The 21,546-nt window shown below is 62.3% G+C and carries 17 protein-coding genes; 8 read left to right on the forward strand and 9 right to left on the reverse strand.

Annotated elements, in window-relative coordinates:
• Positions 1-56: 56 nt before the first annotated feature.
• Together rpsU and V6767_RS08560 are read right to left on the reverse strand one after the other, a co-directional pair.
• Positions 57-281 (reverse strand): 30S ribosomal protein S21, encoded by a 225-nt coding sequence (gene rpsU, locus V6767_RS08555; RefSeq protein WP_018065179.1) that lies wholly within the window; start codon positions 279-281, stop codon positions 57-59.
• 239 nt (positions 282-520) lie between these two features.
• Entirely contained in the window at positions 521-730 is a 210-nt protein-coding gene (locus tag V6767_RS08560) for a cold-shock protein (RefSeq protein ID WP_448473076.1), read from the reverse strand.
• A 531-nt stretch (positions 731-1,261) separates the two neighbouring features.
• Between V6767_RS08560 and V6767_RS08565 the strand changes: the two genes are divergently transcribed.
• On the forward strand, positions 1,262-2,998 hold the full coding sequence (locus tag V6767_RS08565) for an AsmA family protein (protein WP_448473077.1): 1,737 nt from the start codon (positions 1,262-1,264) through the stop codon (positions 2,996-2,998).
• A 5-nt stretch (positions 2,999-3,003) separates the two neighbouring features.
• Here the strand turns inward: V6767_RS08565 and V6767_RS08570 are convergent, their stop codons facing one another.
• Together V6767_RS08570 and V6767_RS08575 are read right to left on the reverse strand one after the other, a co-directional pair.
• On the reverse strand, positions 3,004-3,873 hold the full coding sequence (locus V6767_RS08570) for a LysR family transcriptional regulator (RefSeq protein ID WP_448473078.1): 870 nt from the start codon (positions 3,871-3,873) through the stop codon (positions 3,004-3,006).
• 244 nt (positions 3,874-4,117) lie between these two features.
• Positions 4,118-5,296, reverse strand: a complete 1,179-nt coding sequence (locus tag V6767_RS08575) for an NAD(P)/FAD-dependent oxidoreductase (RefSeq protein WP_448473079.1) — start codon at positions 5,294-5,296, stop codon at positions 4,118-4,120.
• 117 nt (positions 5,297-5,413) lie between these two features.
• Between V6767_RS08575 and V6767_RS08580 the strand changes: the two genes are divergently transcribed.
• From V6767_RS08580 to V6767_RS08605, 6 genes are all read left to right on the forward strand, one after another.
• Positions 5,414-6,871: a glutamine synthetase family protein gene (locus V6767_RS08580; protein ID WP_448473080.1), complete on the forward strand. Its 1,458-nt coding sequence runs from the start codon at positions 5,414-5,416 to the stop codon at positions 6,869-6,871.
• A gap of 35 nt (positions 6,872-6,906) precedes the next feature.
• Positions 6,907-8,196, forward strand: coding sequence for an NAD(P)/FAD-dependent oxidoreductase (locus V6767_RS08585; RefSeq protein WP_448473081.1), 1,290 nt, complete (start codon positions 6,907-6,909; stop codon positions 8,194-8,196).
• A 179-nt stretch (positions 8,197-8,375) separates the two neighbouring features.
• Positions 8,376-9,848, forward strand: coding sequence for a glucose-6-phosphate dehydrogenase (gene zwf, locus V6767_RS08590; protein ID WP_230718701.1), 1,473 nt, complete (start codon positions 8,376-8,378; stop codon positions 9,846-9,848).
• Between the two features lie 10 nt (positions 9,849-9,858).
• Complete coding sequence (gene pgl / locus V6767_RS08595; RefSeq protein WP_448473082.1) at positions 9,859-10,557, forward strand: 6-phosphogluconolactonase; 699 nt, start codon at positions 9,859-9,861, stop codon at positions 10,555-10,557.
• A gap of 42 nt (positions 10,558-10,599) precedes the next feature.
• Positions 10,600-12,423, forward strand: a complete 1,824-nt coding sequence (edd, locus tag V6767_RS08600; RefSeq protein WP_448473083.1) for a phosphogluconate dehydratase — start codon at positions 10,600-10,602, stop codon at positions 12,421-12,423.
• A 270-nt stretch (positions 12,424-12,693) separates the two neighbouring features.
• Positions 12,694-13,365: an outer membrane protein gene (locus V6767_RS08605; protein ID WP_448473084.1), complete on the forward strand. Its 672-nt coding sequence runs from the start codon at positions 12,694-12,696 to the stop codon at positions 13,363-13,365.
• A gap of 137 nt (positions 13,366-13,502) precedes the next feature.
• Here V6767_RS08605 and V6767_RS08610 read toward each other — a convergent pair whose 3' ends face one another.
• From V6767_RS08610 to V6767_RS08630, 5 genes are all read right to left on the reverse strand, one after another.
• On the reverse strand, positions 13,503-14,600 hold the full coding sequence (locus tag V6767_RS08610; protein WP_448473085.1) for an ABC transporter ATP-binding protein: 1,098 nt from the start codon (positions 14,598-14,600) through the stop codon (positions 13,503-13,505).
• 14 nt (positions 14,601-14,614) lie between these two features.
• Complete coding sequence (bglA, locus tag V6767_RS08615) at positions 14,615-16,270, reverse strand: beta-galactosidase BglA (RefSeq protein WP_448473086.1); 1,656 nt, start codon at positions 16,268-16,270, stop codon at positions 14,615-14,617.
• Positions 16,271-16,317: 47 nt separating this feature from the next.
• Positions 16,318-17,460 carry a carbohydrate ABC transporter permease gene (locus tag V6767_RS08620; protein WP_448473087.1) on the reverse strand — a complete coding sequence of 381 codons (1,143 nt, stop codon included), beginning with the start codon at positions 17,458-17,460 and terminating at the stop codon, positions 16,318-16,320.
• Positions 17,461-18,471 (reverse strand): carbohydrate ABC transporter permease, encoded by a 1,011-nt coding sequence (locus V6767_RS08625; protein WP_448431722.1) that lies wholly within the window; start codon positions 18,469-18,471, stop codon positions 17,461-17,463.
• A 251-nt stretch (positions 18,472-18,722) separates the two neighbouring features.
• Positions 18,723-20,081 (reverse strand): ABC transporter substrate-binding protein, encoded by a 1,359-nt coding sequence (locus V6767_RS08630; protein WP_448473088.1) that lies wholly within the window; start codon positions 20,079-20,081, stop codon positions 18,723-18,725.
• Between the two features lie 432 nt (positions 20,082-20,513).
• Here V6767_RS08630 and V6767_RS08635 point away from each other — a divergent pair, with 432 nt between their 5' ends.
• Positions 20,514-21,536: a LacI family DNA-binding transcriptional regulator gene (locus V6767_RS08635; protein ID WP_448473139.1), complete on the forward strand. Its 1,023-nt coding sequence runs from the start codon at positions 20,514-20,516 to the stop codon at positions 21,534-21,536.
• Positions 21,537-21,546 lie beyond the last annotated feature (10 nt).

The raw sequence follows: 21,546 nt of genomic DNA on the forward strand, positions 1-21,546 counted from the left end.
TGCATCAAAACAAACGGAGAGAGCCGTTGCTCTTGTCCGCCAAGGGCCGGCTTGGCCTAGCCCTTCTTGCGCGAGGGAAGGAGACCTTCGCGCTGCATCTGTTTTCTTTTCAGCTTGCGCAGACGACGCACCGCCTCGCCCGCTTCGCGGTTGCGTTTTTCCGAAGGCTTCTCGTAAGACCGCCGCGCCCGCATCTCGCGAAAGATGCCTTCACGCTGCATTTTCTTCTTCAGGACGCGAAGCGCCTGATCGACATTGTTATCTCTTACCAGTACCTGCAAGAAAACCTCCTTGATTGGTTTATGTTTCTTCCACGTTCCCGACCCTGCAGCGCTTGAGCGCGCAGGACGGCAACATGAAAACAAAAAGGCCGGGATGAACCCGACCTCTTCCCAGTCACTGCCAGTACATCCGTGGTCAGCGACAGCGAATGACAATTATCTGCTGCTTGAAGTAGGGCGATATGCGCCAATGCCCGAAGCGGTTGCCAGTACATCCTTGGTCAACCAGGGCAATAAGATCAAGCAGCCTGAAGATTGTCGGCCGCGCTCTTTCCAGAGCGGTTGTCGCGAACGACTTCGTAGTTCAATTTCTGGCCGTCATTGAGCGATTGCAAACCTGCACGCTCAACGGCAGAGATATGAACGAAAACGTCCGTGCTGCCATCAACGGGCGCGATAAAGCCGTAACCCTTGGCAGCATTGAACCATTTGACTGTTCCGGTCGTCATGACGATTTCCCTTCATTGGCGTTTCCTTCGCGGGAATTCGCGAAAGAGATCGATTTTGAGAGGAAATCGGTAGGGCAAACCGCCCCGGACAACATCACAAGCAATGGTCGATGATCACCATATAGGCCCCTGCACCGCCGATTGCAACGGTCGGCGGCAAATTAAACCAGCCGACGGGGCCGGAACGGGGCCTCTGACCATCAGGTGCGGCAGGAAGGCGGCTCTGAGCCTGCCTGCGGGCGCTGCCCCCTTTGTGGGGAAGGAGACCAGCGATGCGGAGTCAAAAGGCGATCCACTTGCCTCGAAAAGCGGGGAGCACGGTCATTCTTGCCGGCCGTTGCCGTGGACGTAAACAACAACCCATTATTGTGCCATTGGCAATTTTCGGTTATCGCCGGGACGGGAGTGTGCAGATACAGGCCTTATCTCATGAGAATTCCATCGCCAGCCGCGCTTTTTTCGGGACGGCCCCGCCGACTGGTCCGCCGCCGGTGGGTGCGCTACGGGCTTGCGGGCGGAATTCTTCTGGCTGTGGCTGCCTATCATCTCGTGCCCACCATCGTCTCGCCCGCTTCCATGGGCGATGCGCTGGAGGAAGAGCTTTCGGACTGGCTCGGCGCACGCGCGACGGTTGCGGGAACGCCGGAAATCTCCTACTGGCCCCGCCCCCGGATCACCGCGCACGGGGCGGCGATCCCCCGCCCGAGCGGCGGCGGACTTCTGGTCTATGGCAACGCGGCGGAATTGACGGCCGATTTCGGCATTTTCGGCGCGCTTTCCGGCAAGCCCGCCTTCTCCGACCTGACATTCGAAAAGGCCGTCATCGTGCTGGAGGATGGCGGCGATCCGGGCGCCCTGCCGGCGAACAGGCTGGCGATGGCGGTCGCGGCCATTCAGGATGGCGAAGGCGGCGCGATTGACGGCAAGGGGCCGGGGGAATTGCGGCTGATCGACAGCACCATCGCCATTGCCGGCAAGGGCGACAGCGATGGCGATCCGCGGATCGTGAAAGCCGTCACCGGAGAGCTCGACTGGGAAGAACTGGATGGTGCCGCCCGGTTCACGGGCTCGGCCGAAATCGGGGGCGAGCCGACCGAAATTTCGCTCAGGACCGCCAAACCGGTCGCGATGTTTGCCGGCGGCTCCTCCACGGTCGATCTCATGCTTTCCAACGCGCTTGCTTCTGTAAGCTATCAGGGCACCGCGTCGGGCAGACGGCCCTATTTCCTGAACGGCAGCTTCTCTCTTTCGACCGCCGATCTGCAGAATCTGATGACCCGGCTCGGCGTCGAGACACGGCTTTTGAGCACCGTCGGACAGGCATCGCTTAAAGGCCAGGTCGCGCGCAGCGGACCGTCCCTGCGCTTCTCGCCCGTGGAACTGGCAATCGGGGAGTCCAGAGCAAGCGGCGCTCTCGATATCGTCATGAAGACGCCCGATGAGCCCGCCCGGATTTCCGCCACCATGGCGTTCACCGATATCGCGCTGTTCGATGCCCAGTCCTCGCTGCCATCCTGGATCGATACGATGGCGGAAGGTGCCGACGACGGAACCGGCGAGCCGCTCTCCGATCTCGACCTGCGCGTCTCGGCCGGCACCGTGCGGCTTTCAGACATCACCCTTTCCGAGGTCGCCGCCAGCATCATCCGCACCAGCGAGCAAACCAGTTTCGATATCGCTGACAGCAGGCTCGACAATGGCTCATTGTTCGCCCATGTCGCCGTACAGAACGCCGGCACCGCCAAAGTGCGGCTGAACGCCGAAGACGTCAGATCGGGACCGCTTTTCCGCCAGCTCGGGATCAGCGTTCCGCTGGAAAGCGACGCGCTCACCCTTGAACTGGTCTATCAGGCGAATTTGCCGCTGGAGCGGAACCCCAAGGACGGTCTGTCGGGCAATTTCCGTTTTTCGGCCGGTCCCGGCCAACTGACCTGGCTTGACCTCAACGCGATCCTGGCAACGGCCGAAAACAGCAATGCCTTTGCTTTTTCCCCGCTGAAGCAGGCGCCCTATGCCTTCCAGTCAATCAAGGGCCGCGGCAGTCTCGATGGCACCATCCTCACGCTCGACGGCGTCACCATCGAAGGCGAGAACCGCCAGGTCACCATCGAGGGGCGGGTCGACACCGCCACCGGCCAGCTTGAGGCAAAGCTGACGGCGACGCCGAAGACCGGCGATACTCCGGGGATCGCACTCGATATCAGCGGCAACGCGCTTGCCGCCTTCGCGCGCGTTACCGAAATCCCCGCCGGGACCGCATCCGACTAGCCCCTTCAAGCGTCCGCGCCGGAGCGTCTGCCGGCATAAAGCTCCGCCCGCGCCTTCATGAACCCGAACAGCCGGTCGGCGACCCGGCGGATATCGCGCTGGCGCCGATCGTCGTCATGGAGCACCAGCCACTGGTCGTGGGTGAGTTCATCGATCACCGGACCCGCGCGCACAAGCCGCTGGTTGGCATCGCCGATGAAGCACGGCAGGACGGCAATGCCAGCGCCGGCCTCGACCAGATCGAGCATGGAGCGCGGCCGGCTTGCCGTCATGATGATGGCGTTGGCGTGGTGCGCGTGGGGCCAGGTGAGGTAACGCGAAATCGCGGCTTCCCTTGTGACCGCAATCCATTGCTCCGCGACCGCCGCGTTCCGCGCCCTGAACGGGGCATAGGCGGCAGGACACAGGCGACGGGCGGCAAGATTGGCCTCCTCCGGCCGGAAGGCGCGGATGCCGATATGGTTTTCGCGATGGGAAAGGCTCGCGCGCTGTTCGCCGACGAGAAACTCAAGGCGGACGGGATCGCCCGGCGCGCGGATTTCGCTGATATGCTGACTGACCAGAAAGGCGTTCCATGTGCCGATGCCAAGACGCACCAGCGTCGGGGCCGCCGTCTCGCCGCCCCAGTCCTCGACCCGGCGCAGCCTGCCTTCCGCATCCTTCAGCATCGCATGCAGCGTTTCGCCGTCCGGCGTCAGGCTGTAGCCGCGCGGGCTGCGGGTAAAAAGCACCCTGCCGAGCCGTTGCTCAAGGTCGAGCATATGGCGGCCGACCGTCGCCGGGCTCAGCGCGCTTTCCTCGGAAGCGCCGGTAAGCCCGCCGTGGCGGACAACCAGCAGAAACAGTTGATAATGAGACCATGGCGCATTTTTCACAAATGAAAAATAGCCCTCATTTCAGTCGGTATCAAACGATAATTTTTGCGCTTAATAGAGGCGATGGCTCACGACAAAGGAGACATCGCAATGAACCAGGAAAAACGCCCACCGAAACTCACAGACAACGTCAACTGGCGCGACGTGCCGGAAGACGATTATTACCGCGCCTTCGCCAATCCGCTGCCGAAGTCGTGGTATTTTCTGGCTTCGCTGGCGAAGCGTGTTGGGGAAGGCCTTCGCGTCACACAACGTCGCCGGCGGCAACGCCCGAGGCCCATGCCCACTGGAAATTGTAGCCGCCAAGCCAGCCGGTAACGTCGACGCATTCGCCGATGAAATAGAGCCCCGGCACCGCCATCGCCTCCATCGTGGCGGATGACAGCGCCCTGGTATCGATACCGCCCAGCGTCACCTCCGCGGTGCGATAGCCTTCCGTGCCCGCGGGCTTCACCCGCCAGTCCTGAACGGCGCGGGCCAGCGCCGCGAGCGCCTTGTCCGGCGTGTCGGCCAGGGGCCCGGCGGGGCGGCTTTTCTCGGCAAAATACTGCGCCAGCCGCTTCGGCACATGATTGGAAAGCGCGGTGACGGCGCTTTGCCGACCGTTCTCGCGCTTGGCTTTCACGAGTTCTACCGCGAGATCGATGTCGGGTAGCATGCGCACCGCCACCTCCTGACCCGGCGTCCAGTAGGACGAAATCTGCAGGATGGCGGGACCCGAAAGCCCGCGATGGGTAATCAGCATCGCCTCGCGAAAGGCGGTCTTGCCGCAGGCGACCGCGCTATCAACGCCGATGCCCGAGAGCGGCTGCAGCTCCGCCTGCAAAAGCGGATCAAGCGTGAACGGCACAAGGCCGGGGCGCGGCTCGACCACCGAAATCCCGAATGACGCTGCAACGTCATAGGCAAAACCGGTTGCGCCCATTTTCGGAATCGACTTGCCGCCGGTCGCGATCACCAGCACGGCGCAGGAGGCCTTTTCCCCGTTCAGCCGCATCGTGAAGCGCTCGCCAACGCGGGTGATATCGCTGGCCGTGGTTTCGAGCGCCACCGTAACGCCGCCTTTGGCGCATTCGTCCAGCAGCATGGCGATAATCTCGCGCGCCGATCCGTCACAGAATAGCTGGCCGAGCGTCTTCTCGTGCCAGGCGATGCCGTGGCGCTCTACCAGATCGAGAAAATCGCGCGGGGTGTAGCGCGCCAGCGCGGATTTGGCAAAATGCGGGTTTTCGGAGATGAAATTGCGCGGGCCGGCGTGAATATTGGTGAAATTGCAGCGCCCGCCGCCGGAAATACGGATCTTCTCGCCGGGCTTTTTCGCGTGGTCGATCAGCAGCACGCGGCGGCCCCGCTTGCCGGCGCGCGCCGCGCACATCAGCCCGGCGGCCCCGGCCCCCACGATAATGACATCATAGTCTTTCATGCGCGTATTATCCCCAACGCGGCATCGGGCTTTGAGGCAGAAACTCAACTTGCCCCCTCGCCAACGCGTCACGGGTGTTTATGATACAGAAAACCGCAATGACAACCGGCGAGAAAAATGCCAGCCAAAAAAATATCCATGAAGGCCGCAAGCAAAACCCAAAGCAGCAGAACCAAGCGGGCGAAGAAGCCGACCGTGCTCTCCTCACCTGCCTCCGCGCGCGGCGTCGCGGACTGGAAGGATGCGGCGCGCTGGCTGAAGGCGCGCGGCATCGAGGATATCGAATGCATCACCCCTGACCTTGCCGGCGTGCCGCGCGGCAAGATGATGCCGACCTCGAAGTTTACCTCTAACACCTCGCTCGCGCTCCCCTCCGCGCTCTACCGTCACACGATTTCGGGCGATTATCCCGATGAAAGCGGCAGCTTCCGCTATGAGCCGCGCGATAGCGACCTCAAGCTCGTGCCGGACCTGTCAACGCTGACGACGGTGCCCTGGGAAAGCGATCCGACCGCGCAGGTGATCTGCGACGTCGTCGGCTCCGATGGCGAAGAGGTTCCCTACACGCCGCGCAATGTGCTGAAACGGGTGGTCGAGCTTTACGAGAAGAAGGGCTGGCGGCCGGTGGTCGCGCCCGAGATCGAATTCTATCTCGTCGCCAAGAATGACGATCCAGACCTGCCGCTGGTGCCGCCGGTCGGCCGCTCCGGACGCCCGATCGTGGCCGGCCAGGCCTATTCGATCGCCGGCATCAACGAATTCGACGAGCTGATCGACGACATCTACCACTTCTGCGAGGCGCAGGGGCTGGAGATCGACACGCTGATCCACGAGGAGGGCCCTGCCCAGCTCGAGATCAACCTGCGCCATGGCGATCCGCTGGAGCTTGCCGACCAGGTGTTCTATTTCAAGCGCACGATCCGGGAAGCAGCCACCAAGCACGGCACCTTCGCCACCTTCATGGCAAAGCCGATGCAGGGGCAGCCGGGCTCGGCAATGCATATCCACCAGTCGCTGATCGACATCGAGACCGGCCGCAACGTGTTCTCGCTGGAAAACGGCGAGCCCTCGCCCGAATTCTTCCACTTCATCGGCGGCATGCAGAAATACGTGCCGTCGACGCTGGTGATGATGGCGCCCTATGTGAATTCCTATCGCCGGCTGACGCCCGACATGGCCTGCCCGGTCAACACAGCCTGGGGTTATGACAACCGCACCACAGCGTTCCGCATCCCGGTATCCGATCCGGATTCGCGCCGCGTCGAGAACCGGTTGCCGAGCTCCGACGCCAACCCCTATCTGGCGCTTGCGGCCTCGCTCGCCTGCGGCTATCTCGGCATCGAGAACCTCACTGACCCTTCCGCGCCGACCGCCGACACCGCCAATGAGGGCATTGTCGATCTGCCGCGTGGGCTCTTGGAAGCGCTGGCGCTGATGGAGGCCGAAACGGCGCTCCTCCCGGTGCTCAACCACGAATTCATCGACCTTTACGCCGGCATAAAGCGCGGCGAATTCGAAACCTTCATGGAGGTGATCAGCCCGTGGGAGCGGGAATTCCTGCTTCTTCACGTGTAACAGCAACCGACCCTGAATGACGGAGACCTTCGCGAATGAAATGGCAAAGCCCGATTGCGCCGGGCCTTTCCTGGTATCAGGCAACGCTTGCCGAGCGGCCGAGCTATCCGCAGCTTGACGGCTCGACAAGCGCGGACGTCATTATCGTCGGCGGCGGCTTCACCGGCCTTCAGGCGGCCTATCAACTGGCGGCCGACGGCGTTGACGTGGTGCTGGTCGACGCCGCCCGGTTCGGCGACGGCGCATCGGGGCGCAATGGCGGCCAGCTCGGCACCGGCCAGCACTGGTGGCCGGAAGAAATGGAGCACAAGCTCGGCAAGGCGCGCTCGCTCGCGTTTTTTCGCATGGCCGAGGACGCCAAGTCCCACCTTCTGGATTTCGCCCGCGCCCAGAAAATCGATATCGACTTCACGCCCGGCCAGTTGTCCGTCGCCCACAAGCGCAACATGGAATATACCTACCGCCATCACGCCGACGCGCTGGCGGAGCGCTATGACTATCCGCATCTGTCGTTCATGAGCAGGCAGGAGACGGCCGAGCGGCTGGGCTCCAACCATTATTATTGCGGCCTGCGCGATATCGGCACCGGCCATATCCATCCGCTGAAACTGCTGGTGGGCACGGCGAAGGCGGCGGCTGCGGCCGGCGCGCGCCTGTTCGAAATGACCAAGGCGCTCAATATAGACCGCGCCGATGGCAGGATCGCGGTCGAGACCGAGCGCGGCACGGTTACCGCCGACCGGGCGCTGATCGCCTGCAACGGCTATATCCAGGAACATCTGGAGCCGAAAACGGCGGCGAAGATCATGCCGATCCGCTCCTTCATCGCCGCGACCACGCGGATCCCCAAAGCGCTGAAGATATTGCCGGGCGGCGAATCGGTCGATGACAGCCGGTTCGTGGTGCGCTACTTTCGCAAGGCACCGACCGGAGAATTGCTGTTCGGCGGGCGCGAGGTCTATTCCGCCGATGATCCGAAGAACGTCTCCAAGCATCTCCACCGCCAGATCACACAGGTCTATCCGCAACTGGCCGATGTCGACATTACCCATGCCTGGGGCGGATCGGTCGGCATCACCATGCCGCGCCGGCCGCTGGTGCACGACATCATGCCGGGTGTCACCTCCATCGGCGGGTTTTCCGGCCATGGCGTCATGCTGTCGAATTACTGCGGCAAGCTCTATGCCGACGAGATCGCGGGGCGCTCGCAGGACCTCGGCCTTTACCGCGACCTTGAAATTCCCGCCTTCCCCGGTGGCGAGCGGCTGCGCAAGCCCTTGCTGTTCCTGGCGCTCACATGGTTCGCGCTCCGCGACATGATCTAGTCCTTGTTTTTCGCGCCTGCGGAGCGCCCCCGCCCCGCAGGCGCTTCACGACCGAGACCGACCGATGAAACACCGATTGCATTTTCTCGCCCCCATCCGATTTTTTCGAAATCGGACTGGCATTTTTAAATCGATTTGATAAAACACCGCCAACCAGCTGACGATTGAGAGGACTGACCATGAGCAGTCAAATGATCCCCGTCGACCCCTTCGACTATGTTGTCTTCGGCGCAACCGGAGACCTGACCGAGCGCAAGCTGCTGCCCGCGCTCTACCACCGCCAGATCGCGGGACAGTTCACCGACCCGACCCGCATCATCGGCGCCTCGCGTTCCGAACTCACCTCCGAGCAGTTCCGCGAACATGCCGACAAGGCGCTGAAGGAGCACCTGAAGGACGGCGAGTACGACAAGGACGAAGTGGCGAAGTTCCTCGCCCGGATCGAATATGTCCCCGTCGACGCGACCACCAACAAGGGTTGGGACGCGCTGAAGAAGATGCTGGAGCCCGGCAAGGACCGGGTGCGCGCCTTCTACATGGCCGTCGCCCCCTCGATCTTCGGTCCGATCTGCGACGGCATTCGCGACCACAAGCTGATCACCAAGCAGACCCGCATCGTGGTTGAGAAGCCGCTCGGCCGAGACCTCGCCTCCGCGCTGGAACTCAACAACATGATCGCCAAGACCTTCCACGAGGAACAGGTCTTCCGCATCGACCACTATCTCGGCAAGGAGACGGTGCAGAACCTGATGGCGCTGCGTTTCGCCAACATGCTCTACGCGCCGTTGTGGAACGCCAACCATATCGACCATATCCAGATCACGGTCGGCGAGGAGGTCGGGCTCGAGGGCCGCGCCGGCTATTACGACAAGTCGGGCGCGCTGCGCGACATGGTGCAGAACCATATCCTCAACGTGCTCTGCATGGTGGCGATGGAAACGCCCTCTTCGATGGAGGCCGAGGCCGTCCGCGACGAGAAGCTCAAAGTGCTGCGCTCGCTGAAGCCGATCACCGAGGACAACGCCAGCGCAATGACCGTTCGCGGCCAATACCGCGCCGGCGCCTCCAAGGGCGGCGCGGTCAAGGGCTATCTGGAGGAACTCGGCGGCGAATCCGACACCGAGACCTTCGTCGCGATCAAGGCCGAGATCGAAAACTGGCGCTGGGCGGGCGTACCCTTCTACATCCGCACCGGCAAGCGGCTCGCCAGCCGGCTTTCGGAAGTCGTCATCACCTTCAAGGAAATTCCGCATTCGATCTTCGGCCCGGGCGCCGGACGGATCGCGGCAAACCAGCTCGTGCTGCGCCTGCAGCCGGACGAGGGTGTGAAGCAGTGGCTGATGATCAAGGATCCCGGCCCCGGCGGCATGCGCCTACGCCAGGTGGCGCTCGACATGAGCTTCGCCCAGGCCTTCGACGTGCGCAACCCGGATGCCTATGAGCGCCTGCTGCTCGACGTGGTGCGCGCTAACCAGACCCTGTTCATGCGCCGCGACGAGGTAGAGGAGGCATGGCGCTGGTGCGATCCGATCCTGAAGGCGTGGGAAGCCACCGGCCAGCCGGTTCACGGCTACACCGCCGGCACCTGGGGCCCGTCCAAGGCGATCGCGCTGATCGAGCGCGACGGCCGCACCTGGCACGAGCCGCTGTGAGGGCCGCGACATGACCGAGACGATGCACACATTCGAAAACGGCGTTGATCTGGCCGCGGCCCTTTCCGCGGCCGTCGCCAGCAAGCTTGCCGCCGCGATCGCCGACAAGGGCATGGCCTCGCTTGCCGTTTCCGGCGGGTCGACGCCGAAGGCCTTTTTCCGCGCGTTGTCGGCAGCGCCGATCGACTGGGAAAAGGTGACCATCACCCTCGTCGACGAACGGTTCGTGCCGGAGGACAATCCGCGCTCCAACCATCTTCTGGTGAAGCAAAACCTGTTGAATGGCCCCGCCGCCAGCGCGCGCTTCATTCCGCTCTACCAGAAGGTGGAGACCGCCGAGGAAGCGGCCGATATCGTGACCAACAAGGTCTCGGCCGCCAGCCTGCCCTTCGACGTCGTGGTGCTGGGCATGGGAACCGATGGCCATACGGCCTCGTTCTTTCCGGGAGGCGACACGCTTGAAAAAGCACTCGACAAGACCACGCCCACCGGCGTGATGGCCATTCATGCCGAAGGGGCGGGCGAAGCCCGGCTGACCTTCACCTTCTCGAGCCTCGAAAATGCGGGCCTGCTGGTGCTGCATATCGAAGGCGAGGCCAAGAAGGATGTTCTGAACAAGGCGCTGGCCGGCGATGACGAGGCGGAAATGCCCATCCGCGCCGTTCTCACCCGCGCCTCTTCACCCGTGGAAATATACTGGGCGCCCTGACACCTCCTGCCGGGCGCCTTCCGCAAAGCACAGGAAAAGCCCATGACCGCCGATCCCCGTATTGCAGACATAACCGCTCGCATTATCGAGCGGTCCAAACCGACCCGTGAAGCCTATCTCGATCGCGTCTCCCAGGCGATCACGAAGGGCGTCCATCGCTCCGTTCTGTCCTGCGGCAATCTTGCCCACGGCTTTGCGGTCTGTTCCCCCGCCGAGAAGGACGCGCTTTCGGGCGATACCGTCCCCAATCTCGGCATCATCACCTCCTATAACGACATGCTCTCGGCCCATCAGCCGTTCGAGACCTTCCCGGCGCTGATCCGGGAAGCGGCCCGCGAGGCCGGTGGCGTGGCGCAGGTGGCAGGCGGCGTGCCTGCCATGTGCGACGGCGTCACCCAGGGCCAGCCCGGCATGGAGCTGTCGCTGTTTTCGCGCGACCTGATCGCGATGGCAGCCGCCGTCGGCCTGTCGCACAACATGTTCGATGCCGCCGTCTATCTCGGCGTCTGCGACAAGATCGTGCCCGGCCTGACGATTGCCGCCTTCACCTTCGGCCACCTGCCGACGATCTTCATTCCCGCAGGTCCCATGACCACCGGCCAGGGCAATGACGAGAAATCGCATATCCGCCAGCTCTATGCGGAGGGCAAGGTCGGCCGCAAGGAACTGCTGGAATCGGAATCGAAATCCTATCACGGCCCCGGCACCTGCACCTTCTACGGCACCGCCAACTCCAACCAGATGCTGATGGAGATGATGGGTCTGCACATGCCCGGCGCATCCTTCATCAACCCCAACACCCCGCTGCGCGACGCGCTGACCAAGGAGGCCGTGAAGCGCGCCTTCGCGATCACCGCCGACGGCAACGAGTTCACGCCCGTCGGCCAGATGATCGACGAGCGCTCGATCGTCAACGGCGTGGTCGGGCTGCACGCAACCGGCGGCTCCACCAACCACACCATGCATCTGGTCGCCATGGCGCGGGCGGCAGGAATCCAGCTCACCTGGCAGGATATTTCCGAGCTCTCCGACATCGTGCCGTTGCTGGCCCGCGTCTACCCGAACGGGCTTGCCGACGTGAACCACTTCCACGCCGCCGGCGGCATGGGCTATCTCATCCGTCAGCTTCTCAACGCCGGCTTCCTGCACGACGATGTCCGCACCGTGTTCGGCGAGGGCATGGAAGCCTATGCGATCGACGTGAAGCTTAACGATGACGGCACGGTGCTGCGCGAGCCGATCGGCGACGGGCCGAGCGCCGATCCGAAGGTGCTCACCACCCATGACAAGCCGTTCCAGCCCAATGGCGGGCTGAAGATGCTTTCCGGCAATGTCGGCAAGGCGGTGATCAAGATCTCCGCCGTCAAGCCGGAGCGCCGCGTGATCGAGGCCCCGGCGATCGTGTTCCACGACCAGCAGGAGCTGCAAACGGCCTTCAAGGCCGGCGAGCTCAACCGCGACTTCATCGCGGTGGTCCGCTTCCAGGGCCCGAAATCGAACGGCATGCCGGAACTTCACCGCCTGACCCCGCCGCTCGGCGTGCTACAGGACCGCGGCTACAAGGTGGCGCTGGTCACCGACGGGCGCATGTCCGGCGCGTCGGGCAAGGTGCCGGCGGCGATCCACGTGACGCCGGAAGCAAAGGATGGCGGCCCGATCGCCAAGATCCGCACCGGCGACCGGATGCGGCTCGACGCCGAGGCCGGGACGCTGGAGGTTCTGGTGCCGGCGGAAGAGTTCGATGCCCGGCCGCTCGCCGAGGCTGATCTCACCGGCAATGACTACGGCATGGGGCGCGAACTGTTCGACCCCTTCCGCCATCATGTCGGCACCGCCGATCACGGCGCAAGCGTGTTTTTCGAGTGATCGTTACGATCATTCGCATTACGTGATTGCCTGCCCCAATTCGTGCGCCTTGCTGCCACGAAATAAACATATGCCACCAATAATCGTCGGCCCGGGAAACAAATCCCGGGCCTATTTCGTTTCCGAGGCAAGGGTCAATCGAGCAGGGGACACTGTCACATTCCAGCAACAGCTCCCAACGAAGTGCGCGGGATGTGCAAAGTTAATTTGATCGATTGATTAAATCACCTATCTAGACGCTAGGTGAAACACATCGAAGGAGTACAAGTAATGAAAAAGATTCTTCTCGCTTCCGCCGCCCTGTTTGCGATGGGCGCCGCTGCAGAAGCCGCTGACGTGGTCATGACGCCCGCAGCCGAACCCTATGTCGCTCCGCAGGTCATCCCCCAGAGCTTCAGCTGGACCGGTTTCTATCTCGGTGGCACCGGCGGCTATGACTGGGCGACCGCAAACCTGCACTATAACGGTGCACAGATCGGCAGCGACGATTTCGACGGCGGCAAGCTCGGCGGTTTCGCCGGTTATAACTACCAGTTCAGCAACAACGTCGTTCTCGGTGTTGAAGGCGAACTCGACTATAACTGGAACGAGCAGGACTATAATGTCGGCGCGCCCTTCTCCGTGAAGGCCGGTTCCGACTGGGAAGGCTCGGTTCGCGCCCGTCTCGGTTACGCGTTCGACAAGGCCCTGATCTACGCAACGGGTGGTTGGGCGATTGCCAACGGCTACATCGACGGCAACGGTCTCGATCAGGACCAGGCCTTCAACGGCTGGACGGTCGGCGCCGGTCTCGACTACGCGCTCAGCAACAACGTCTTTGCCGGTCTGGAATACCGCTACACCGACTTCGGCAAGAAAGACTTTGACGGCGCTCTGACGGGCTTCGAAGCCAAGGACTACACGTCCAACCGGGTTATGGCCCGCGTCGGTTACAAGTTCTGATCTTTCTCCCGAATGGCGGACGTCCCCCTGTCCGCCATTCATTCTTCGCTGTGCCCCCCTCCCTCAGCGAAGAAGATAGAAAAGCCCGCCGGCACATGCCTGGCGGGCTTTTTTTTATATCGGCGCAGCGAATGCGTTCAGCGGTAAAGGTAGCTGTGACCGCTTTCGTCGAACAGGTGCAGCCTTTCCGGATCCGCGACGAAGCGCATCACATCGCCGGGCTTGCCCTTGTGAATGCCGGGCAGCTTGACGATGATCGGATCCTCGTCGATGAGATCGCCCTCGATATAGATCAGGGTCACCTCACCCAGCGCCTCGATGATCGAAATCTTGCCTTCGAACAGGAAGTCCTCGCCCTCGGCCGCCTCGCGCACGTCCTCGGGCCGCACGCCGAAGCTTGCCTTCTTGCCGCGCTCGCTCTCCTCGGTCTTGATCGGCACGTCGAAACGCTTGCCATCCTTGAGCTCGACTTCGGTGGTCTCGCCTGTGCGGGCGATCTTGACCGGCATGATGTTCATGGCGGGCGAGCCGATGAACTGGGCCACGAACAGGTTCGAGGGCCGCTCGTAAAGCTCCAGCGGCGCGCCGACCTGTTCGATATAGCCGCCCGAAAGCACCACGATCCGGTCGGCGAGCGTCATCGCCTCGACCTGGTCGTGGGTCACGTAAATCATCGTGGTGTCGGGCATCTTCTCGTTGAGCTTGGCGATCTCGATGCGGGTCGCGACACGTAGCGCTGCATCAAGGTTCGACAATGGCTCGTCGAACAGGAAGACCTTCGGATCGCGGCAGATGGCGCGGCCGATCGCCACGCGCTGACGCTGGCCGCCCGAAAGCGCCTTCGGCAGGCGGTCGAGATAGGGCGTGATCTGCAGCATGTCGGCGGCAGCCCGCACCCGGCGGTCGATCTCTTCCTTGCTCTCCTTGGCGATGCGCATGCCGAAGGCCATGTTGTCGTAGACCGACATATGCGGATAGAGCGCATAGGTCTGGAACACCATGGCGATGCCGCGCTTGGAAGGCGGAATGTCGTTGACCACCTGGTCTTCGATCGCGATCGTGCCGCCGGAGATTTCCTCCAGCCCGGCGATCATCCGGAGCAGGGTCGACTTGCCGCAGCCGGACGGGCCGACAAAGACGACGAACTCACCCGGCTGGATATCCAGGTCGATCTTGTGAAGAACTTCGACATTGCCGTAGGATTTCTTCACATCCTTGAGTGTTACACCAGTCATTACCGCCCCTTTCCCTATGCGCCCTTACGGGCGAAATATGCGCCCCAGGCAGGAAGTTTTATCGTATTGCCCTCGGCCTCGCACGAGAAGCCCGTTCCTTCAAACGCGCTCCATGCGCCATCCGGCAGGCGCGCCGTCACGGGCGCTGCCGAGATATTGAACACGCAAACAACGCTTTCGCCATCCAGATCACGCGTGAAGATCAGCAGCGCATCGTCATCGGCCCTGTGAAACGCGATCCCGCCTCTGGCCAAGGCCGGCTGGCTTTTGCGCAGCGCCAGGAAGCGACGATAGTGCTCAAGCACCGACCCGTCCTCGCCCTGCTGAACGTCAACGGCCTTCATCACATGATCGGTCGAAACCGGCAGCCAGGTCTTCTCCGCTGTGGAGAAGCCGGCATTGACCGCGCCCGCCTGCCAGACCATCGGCGTGCGGCAGCCGTCGCGGCCCTTGAATTCCGGCCAGAACTCGATGCCGTAGGGGTCCTGCAGATCCTCGAAGGCGATGTCGGCCTCTGTCAGGCCCAGTTCCTCGCCCTCATAGAGGCAGATCGAACCCTTGAGCGTCATCAGCAGCGAGGCCAGCATTTTGGCATAGCCCTGCTTGTCCTCGATGCCCGCGCCCCAGCGGCTGACATGGCGGACCACGTCGTGATTGGAAAATGCCCAGCAGGCCCAGCCCTCGGGCGCTGCGGCATCGAAGGCGTTGATCGAGTTGACAACATGCTTCGGCGTCACCGGCTGCGGCGCCAGGAATTCGAAGGCATAGCACATCTGCATCTTGTCGCCGCCGGAGGTGTATTCGCCGACGATCTCGAGACCGCGCTGGCTGTCGCCAACCTCGCCGACGGCTGCCACGGCCGGATATTCTTCCATAACGGCGCGAAGCCGCTTCAGGAACTCCAGATTCTCCGGGCGGCTCTTGTCATAGAGATGTTCCTGGTAATTGTAGGGATTGACCGCCGGCGCCGTCTGGTCGTTGCGACGCTCGGGCGCAAGCGCTGGATTGTCGCGCAGTTGCTGGTCATGAAAGTAGAAGTTGATCGTGTCGAGGCGGAAGCCGTCAACGCCGCGATCGAGCCAGAACCGCGCGACATCAAGCAGCGCGTCCTGAACCTCCATATTGTGGAAGTTGAGGTCCGGCTGCGAAACCAGGAAATTGTGCATGTAATATTGCAGGCGGCGGCTGTCCCACTGCCATGCCGAACCGCCGAAGATCGAGAGCCAGTTGTTTGGCGGCGAGCCATCGGGCTTGGCATCGGCCCAGACATACCAATCGGCCCTTGGATTGTCGCGGCTTGCGCGGCTTTCCGAGAACCAGGGATGCTGGTCGGAGGTATGCGACAGCACCAGGTCGATCATGATCTTGAGGCCGAGCTCATGGGCCTTCTCGATCATCATATCGAAATCGGCGAGCGTGCCGAACATCGGATCGATGTCCTTGTAGTTCGACACGTCATAGCCGAAATCCTTCATCGGCGAGGTGAAGAACGGCGAGATCCAGACCGCGTCGGCGCCGAGGCCGGCGATGTAATCCAGCCGTTCGGCAATGCCGCGGATATCGCCGACGCCATCGCCGTTGCTGTCCTGAAACGAGCGCGGATAGACCTGGTAGATCACGGCGCCGCGCCACCAGTTCTTGTCGATGGCCTTGTTATTGGTATCGTTCATTTTCTTGTCTTTTCTTGTCAGTGTCGCAGGCAGGGCTCAAGGCGGCGTCAGCCGCCCTTGACCGAGCCCGCCAGCAGGCCGCGCACCAGATAACGCTGCAGCGCGAAGAACACGATCAGCGGCACGATGATGGAGATGAAGGCGGAAGCCGTCAGGATTTCCCAGTTGCCGCCGCGCGAGCCGAGCAGCTCGCGCAGCCTTGCCGTCAGCACGATGGTCTGCTCGCTATTGCCGAGGAACACGGTCGCCACCAGGAGGTCGTTCCAGGTCCACAGGAACTGGAAGATCGCGAAGGAGGCGAGCGCCGGATAGGACAGCGGCAGGATGATCTTGCGGAAGATCATGAAGTCGTTCGCGCCGTCGACGCGGGCGGATTCCATGATTTCGCGCGGCAGGCCGGCGATATAGTTGCGCAACAGATAGATCGCGAGCGGCAGGCCGAAGCCCATATGCGCCAGCCATATCCCGACATAGGTCTTGGATGGCACGCCGAATATGTCGCCGATCCAGTTATACATCTTCAGAAGCGGGATCAGCGACATCTGCAGCGGCACCACCAGCAGGCCGACGATCACGGCCAGAAGCAGATTGCGGAACGGGAATTTCATCCACGACAGCGCATAGGCCGCATAGGCCGCCACCAGCACGGGAATGATGGTCGAGGGGATCGCGACCGTCAACGAGTTGAGGAAGGACTGGCCGATGCCTTCCGAGGTCAGCACGTTGCGATAATTCTCGAGCGTGAAGCGCGGCGGAATTTTGGCGGTGACGAAGATGCGATCGCCGCGCCGGCCGAACGGCTCTTCCGAGGTCATGCGGTATTCGCCGTCGGCCTCCACCGTGAGTTCCTGGCCATCGCCCATCTCGACCGTCTGGCCGACCTCGAATTCCTGCGGCCGGAGCGAGGACGTACCGAAGCGGGAGACCTTGCCGCCCGCGCCGTCCAGCGCATTGCCGGTGATCACATAAAGGCCGTCCTCTTCGGTCTGCCCCTCCGCGCCCGGCGTGCGGTAGATCAGGTTCTGGGTGGAGGTTGACAGCGACGTCCACCAGCCGGAGGCGACGATCTGATCCTTGTCACGCAGCGACGTCACCAGCAGGCCGAAGGTCGGAATGGTCCACAGAACCACCAGCAGCAGCACGGTGATGTGGGAGAACCAGACCAGCGGCGATTTCTTGTGCGAGTGCATTTACCGGCCCTCCATCTCTTTGCGCGAATTACGGATATTCCAGACCATGATCGGGATAACCAGAACCATGATGACGATGGCGATCGTGGCCCCGCGGCCGAAATCGCCCCCGCCCCTGAACATCCAGTCGAACATGAGATTGGCGAGCACCTGGGTATTCCACTGCCCGTTGGTCATCGCGAGAACGATGTCGAAGATCTTCAGCACGATGATGGTGATCGTGGTCCACACCACGGCGATGGTGCTGTAGATCTGCGGCACCATGATCTTGAAGAAAATCTGCAAGCCGTTGGCGCCGTCGATCACGGCCGCCTCGATTGTTTCCTCCGGAATGCCGCGCAGCGCAGCGGACAAGAGCACCATGGCGAAACCCGTCTGGATCCAGAGCAGGATGACCATCAGGAAGAAATTGTTCCAGAACGGCATCGCGATCCACACATGCGGCTCGCCGCCCATGGCCACGATGATCGCGTTCAGGATGCCGATCTGGTCGGCGCCGTCGCCGCGATAGTCATAGACGAACTTCCAGATGACCGATGCGCCGACGAACGAGATCGCCATCGGCATGAAGATCATCATCTTGGCGAAGGAACCCCACCAGATCCGGTCGGTCAGCCAGGCGATGATGAGCCCGAAAAAGGTCGAAAGTGCCGGCACGAAGATCAGCCAGAGCATGTTGTTGAACATCGATTCGCGGAATTCGGAATCGTTGAACATCCAGACATAATTGGCTGCACCGACATAGGTGTTACCCGAAGGGCCGTGCAGCGAATACCAGACCGAAGCCACCACCGGATAGACCAGGTAAACCCCGAGCGACAGCAGTGCCGGCAGCAGGAACAGCCAGGGCCGGATCATGCCGGAGATGCGCAGATTGCGCACGCCCTTCGCCGGATCCTTCGTCTGGGACGGAAAGATGAGGTCGAGCAGCTTGTTGGTGCCGTAGAAATAGATCACGGCGGCGGCCACGCCTATGACGACGGCCAGCAAGGCTTTGATGATTTGTTCCACGCCTTTCACTCCCCGTAACGGCGCTTTTGGGCTGGTCGCCGCGCCGTTCAGCTTATTTCGGGCCGCCGCGGCTCATGGCCGGGCCCCTTTGTTTCGCCGCGCGTTCCAAAGACTGGCATCCCCCTTGGCGAAGCGCGCTTTTTGAAGTCTGCCGCACCGGCCGCCATCTGGCAACCAGGCATGCCTCAGACAGGGCGACCGGGCCGCGAGCGGCCCGGTCAATCATTGCAGATCCTTATGGATTTCGACCGTTACTTGATCGAGTCCCAGGTGTTCTGGATGTTGGTCGCTGCCTGTTCGGCAGACTGGCCGCCGACGAAGTCAACCATGCCGGTCCAGAACGCGCCCGCGCCGATCTTGCCCGGCATCAGGTCGGAACCGTCGAAGCGGAAGGTCGTGGCGTTGGTCAGGATCTCGCCCTGGCCGCGCAGCGCGTCATTGGCATAGGCTTCCGGGTTGACGCCGGTGAACGGGGTCAGGAAGCCGGACTGGGCCATCCACACTTCATGCGCGATCGGCGTTTCCAGGAATTCGATGAAGGCCTGGGCGGCGGGGCTGTCCTTGGTGATGCCGAACAGCGTGCCGGCGCCGAGAACCGGCTTGCCGAGGTCTTCGCCTTCATAGGCCGGGAAGTAGAAGAAGTCCGCATCGAGGCCAAGCTCGGTGCCTTCCGGGAAGAAGGACGGGATGAACGACGCCATCTTGTGCATGTAGCACTTCGGCGGCGACGAGAAGAGACCCTTGGGGCTGTCGCGGAAGTCGGTGGACGCCACGGCGGCAGCGCCGCCATCGACGAATTTGTCGTTCTTGGCGAACCAGCCGAACTCTTCGATCGCATTGACGATGCGCGGATCATTGAACGGAATTTCGTTGGTGACCCACTGGTCATAGACTTCCGGCGGCTGCGTGCGCAGAACCATGTCCTCGACCCAGTCGGTCGCCGGCCAGCCGGTGGCCCCGCCCGAACCGAGACCGATGCACCAGGGCGTGCCGCCATCGGCGACGATCTGTTCGGTCAGCGCCTTCAGATCTTCCATGGTTTCCGGGACTTCATAGCCGGCATCGTCGAAATTGTCCGGCACGTACCAGACCAGCGACTTCACATCGGCCTTGTAGGGAAACGCGTAAAGCGCCTTCTCGCCATCCTTGCCGGTGTAGCTCGACAGATCGACCCAGGAGTCGCCGGCGGCGTAGTTCTCGGAGAGGAATTCGCCGACTTCGGCCGGAAGCTTGGTCAGCAGGCCCTTGGCGGCCAGATCGGCGGCAAGGCCCGGCTGCGGGAACACCGCGATATTCGGCGGGCTGCCGGCCTGGGTGTCGATCACGATCTGCTGCTCGAAGGAGTCGGAGCCGGAGTATTCGACATTGGCGCCGGTCGCCTCTTCGAAATAGGCGATCACGCTTTCGACGAGATCCTTGTCCGGGCCGAGCCAGGGACCGAAGACGGTCAGCGTCTGGCCCGAAATGTCGCCATGGGCTTCGGCGAACTGGTTGTAGCTATCCCAGTTGAAGCGGGAATCCTCGCCCACCGGGAATTTAAGATCGGCGGCGCTGGCCGCGCCGGCGAAAAGCGCCAGCGTGGCAACGCCGGTCAGAAGAGCTCTGTTCATGTGATTTACCTCCCATCACATAGGGCCCTGTCGCGGGCCTTGGTTGTCAGTCGGCACTTTTTCCAAAGCGCTTTGACATCTTTAAACATTTCTCGCGCAACGGTCAGGAGTCAACCCCCCGCGTCAAAAACAGGCGAAATTTTGGACGATTTGTCCCAATTTGAATAATTTTCTTGACGACGGCTTGAAAACAATCCCATCAATCGCTTTGATAAATTTCAAGTTTACCCAAAACGCTTTGAGGAGAGCGAAGGGGAAACACGAAGCCGGAAGTTGCAACCGCATCAAGCATTTGCAATGAAGCCCGGCACGTCGGCCCAGCCCGCCGCGAAGACAGGATTTAAAAGTCCTTCAAACCCTGCATCCGCCTGCGTGAACGCAAAGCCGGCAGGGCGGATGGCGAAAGGGCTCCGGGCACGAGGGAGGATGGATGTGAACCTGAAGCAATTATCGGCCCGGCTCGGCCTTTCCCCGACGACAGTCAGCCGCGCCCTGAACGGCTATCCGGAGGTCAACGCCGCCACGCGCGAGCGCGTGATGAAGGCCGCGCGCGAAACCGGCTACCGCCCCAACCGGACCGCCCAGCGGCTGGCGACCGGCAAGGCCGGCTCGATCGGCCTTCTTATGCCGATCGGCGACCAGGTGATTTCCGACCTGCATTTCGGCGAATTTCTCAACGGGTTGGGCGAGCAGGCGCAGAGGGAAGACTTTCACCTCGTCGTCATGCCCTCCGATCCCGCCGACGAGGTCACCGCGCTTCGAAGCCTTGCGACCAGCGGCTATGTCGACGGGCTGTGCCTTGCCTATATCCGCGAAAACGATCAGCGCATCGACCTGATGGAATCCTTCGGCCTGCCCTTCATCGTCCATGGCCGGTTCTTCGATGCGCCACATGCCTATCCCTCGCTCGATGTCGATAACGAGGCCGCTTTCTACGATGCCACCCGGCTGTTGCTGCAGCTTGGTCACCGCCGCATCGCGCTCATCAATGGCGACGAGAATTTCGGCTTTGCCATCAGGCGGCGCGATGGCGTCGCCAAGGCCTGCCGCGAGGCCGGGCTCGCGCTGGAACCCCGCTTTCATGTTTCGACGCAGATGACGGAGGCCGACGGGCAGCGCGCCGCGGAACAGTTTCTGGCGCTTGCAGAGACGCCGAGCGCAATCGTCTGCTCCAGCATGATCCAGGCGCTCGGCATCGTGCGCGCGATCGAGGCGGCCGGTATGACGCTCGGCGAAGACATCTCGCTGATATCCTATGACGACGTGCTGCCGCTTTTGCGCCCCGAACTCTTCAGCGTGCCGCTGACAACCACGCGCTCATCGCTGCGCACCGCCGGAAAGCGGGTCGCCGAACGGCTGATCAACCGGATAAACGGCACGGAAACGGATGATTTCGGCGAATTGTGGCGGCCGGAACTCGTGGTCCGGTCCTCGACCGGACGGGCGCCAGACTGATGTCCGCGGC

This window comes from Martelella sp. FLE1502 (assembly GCF_053484255.1).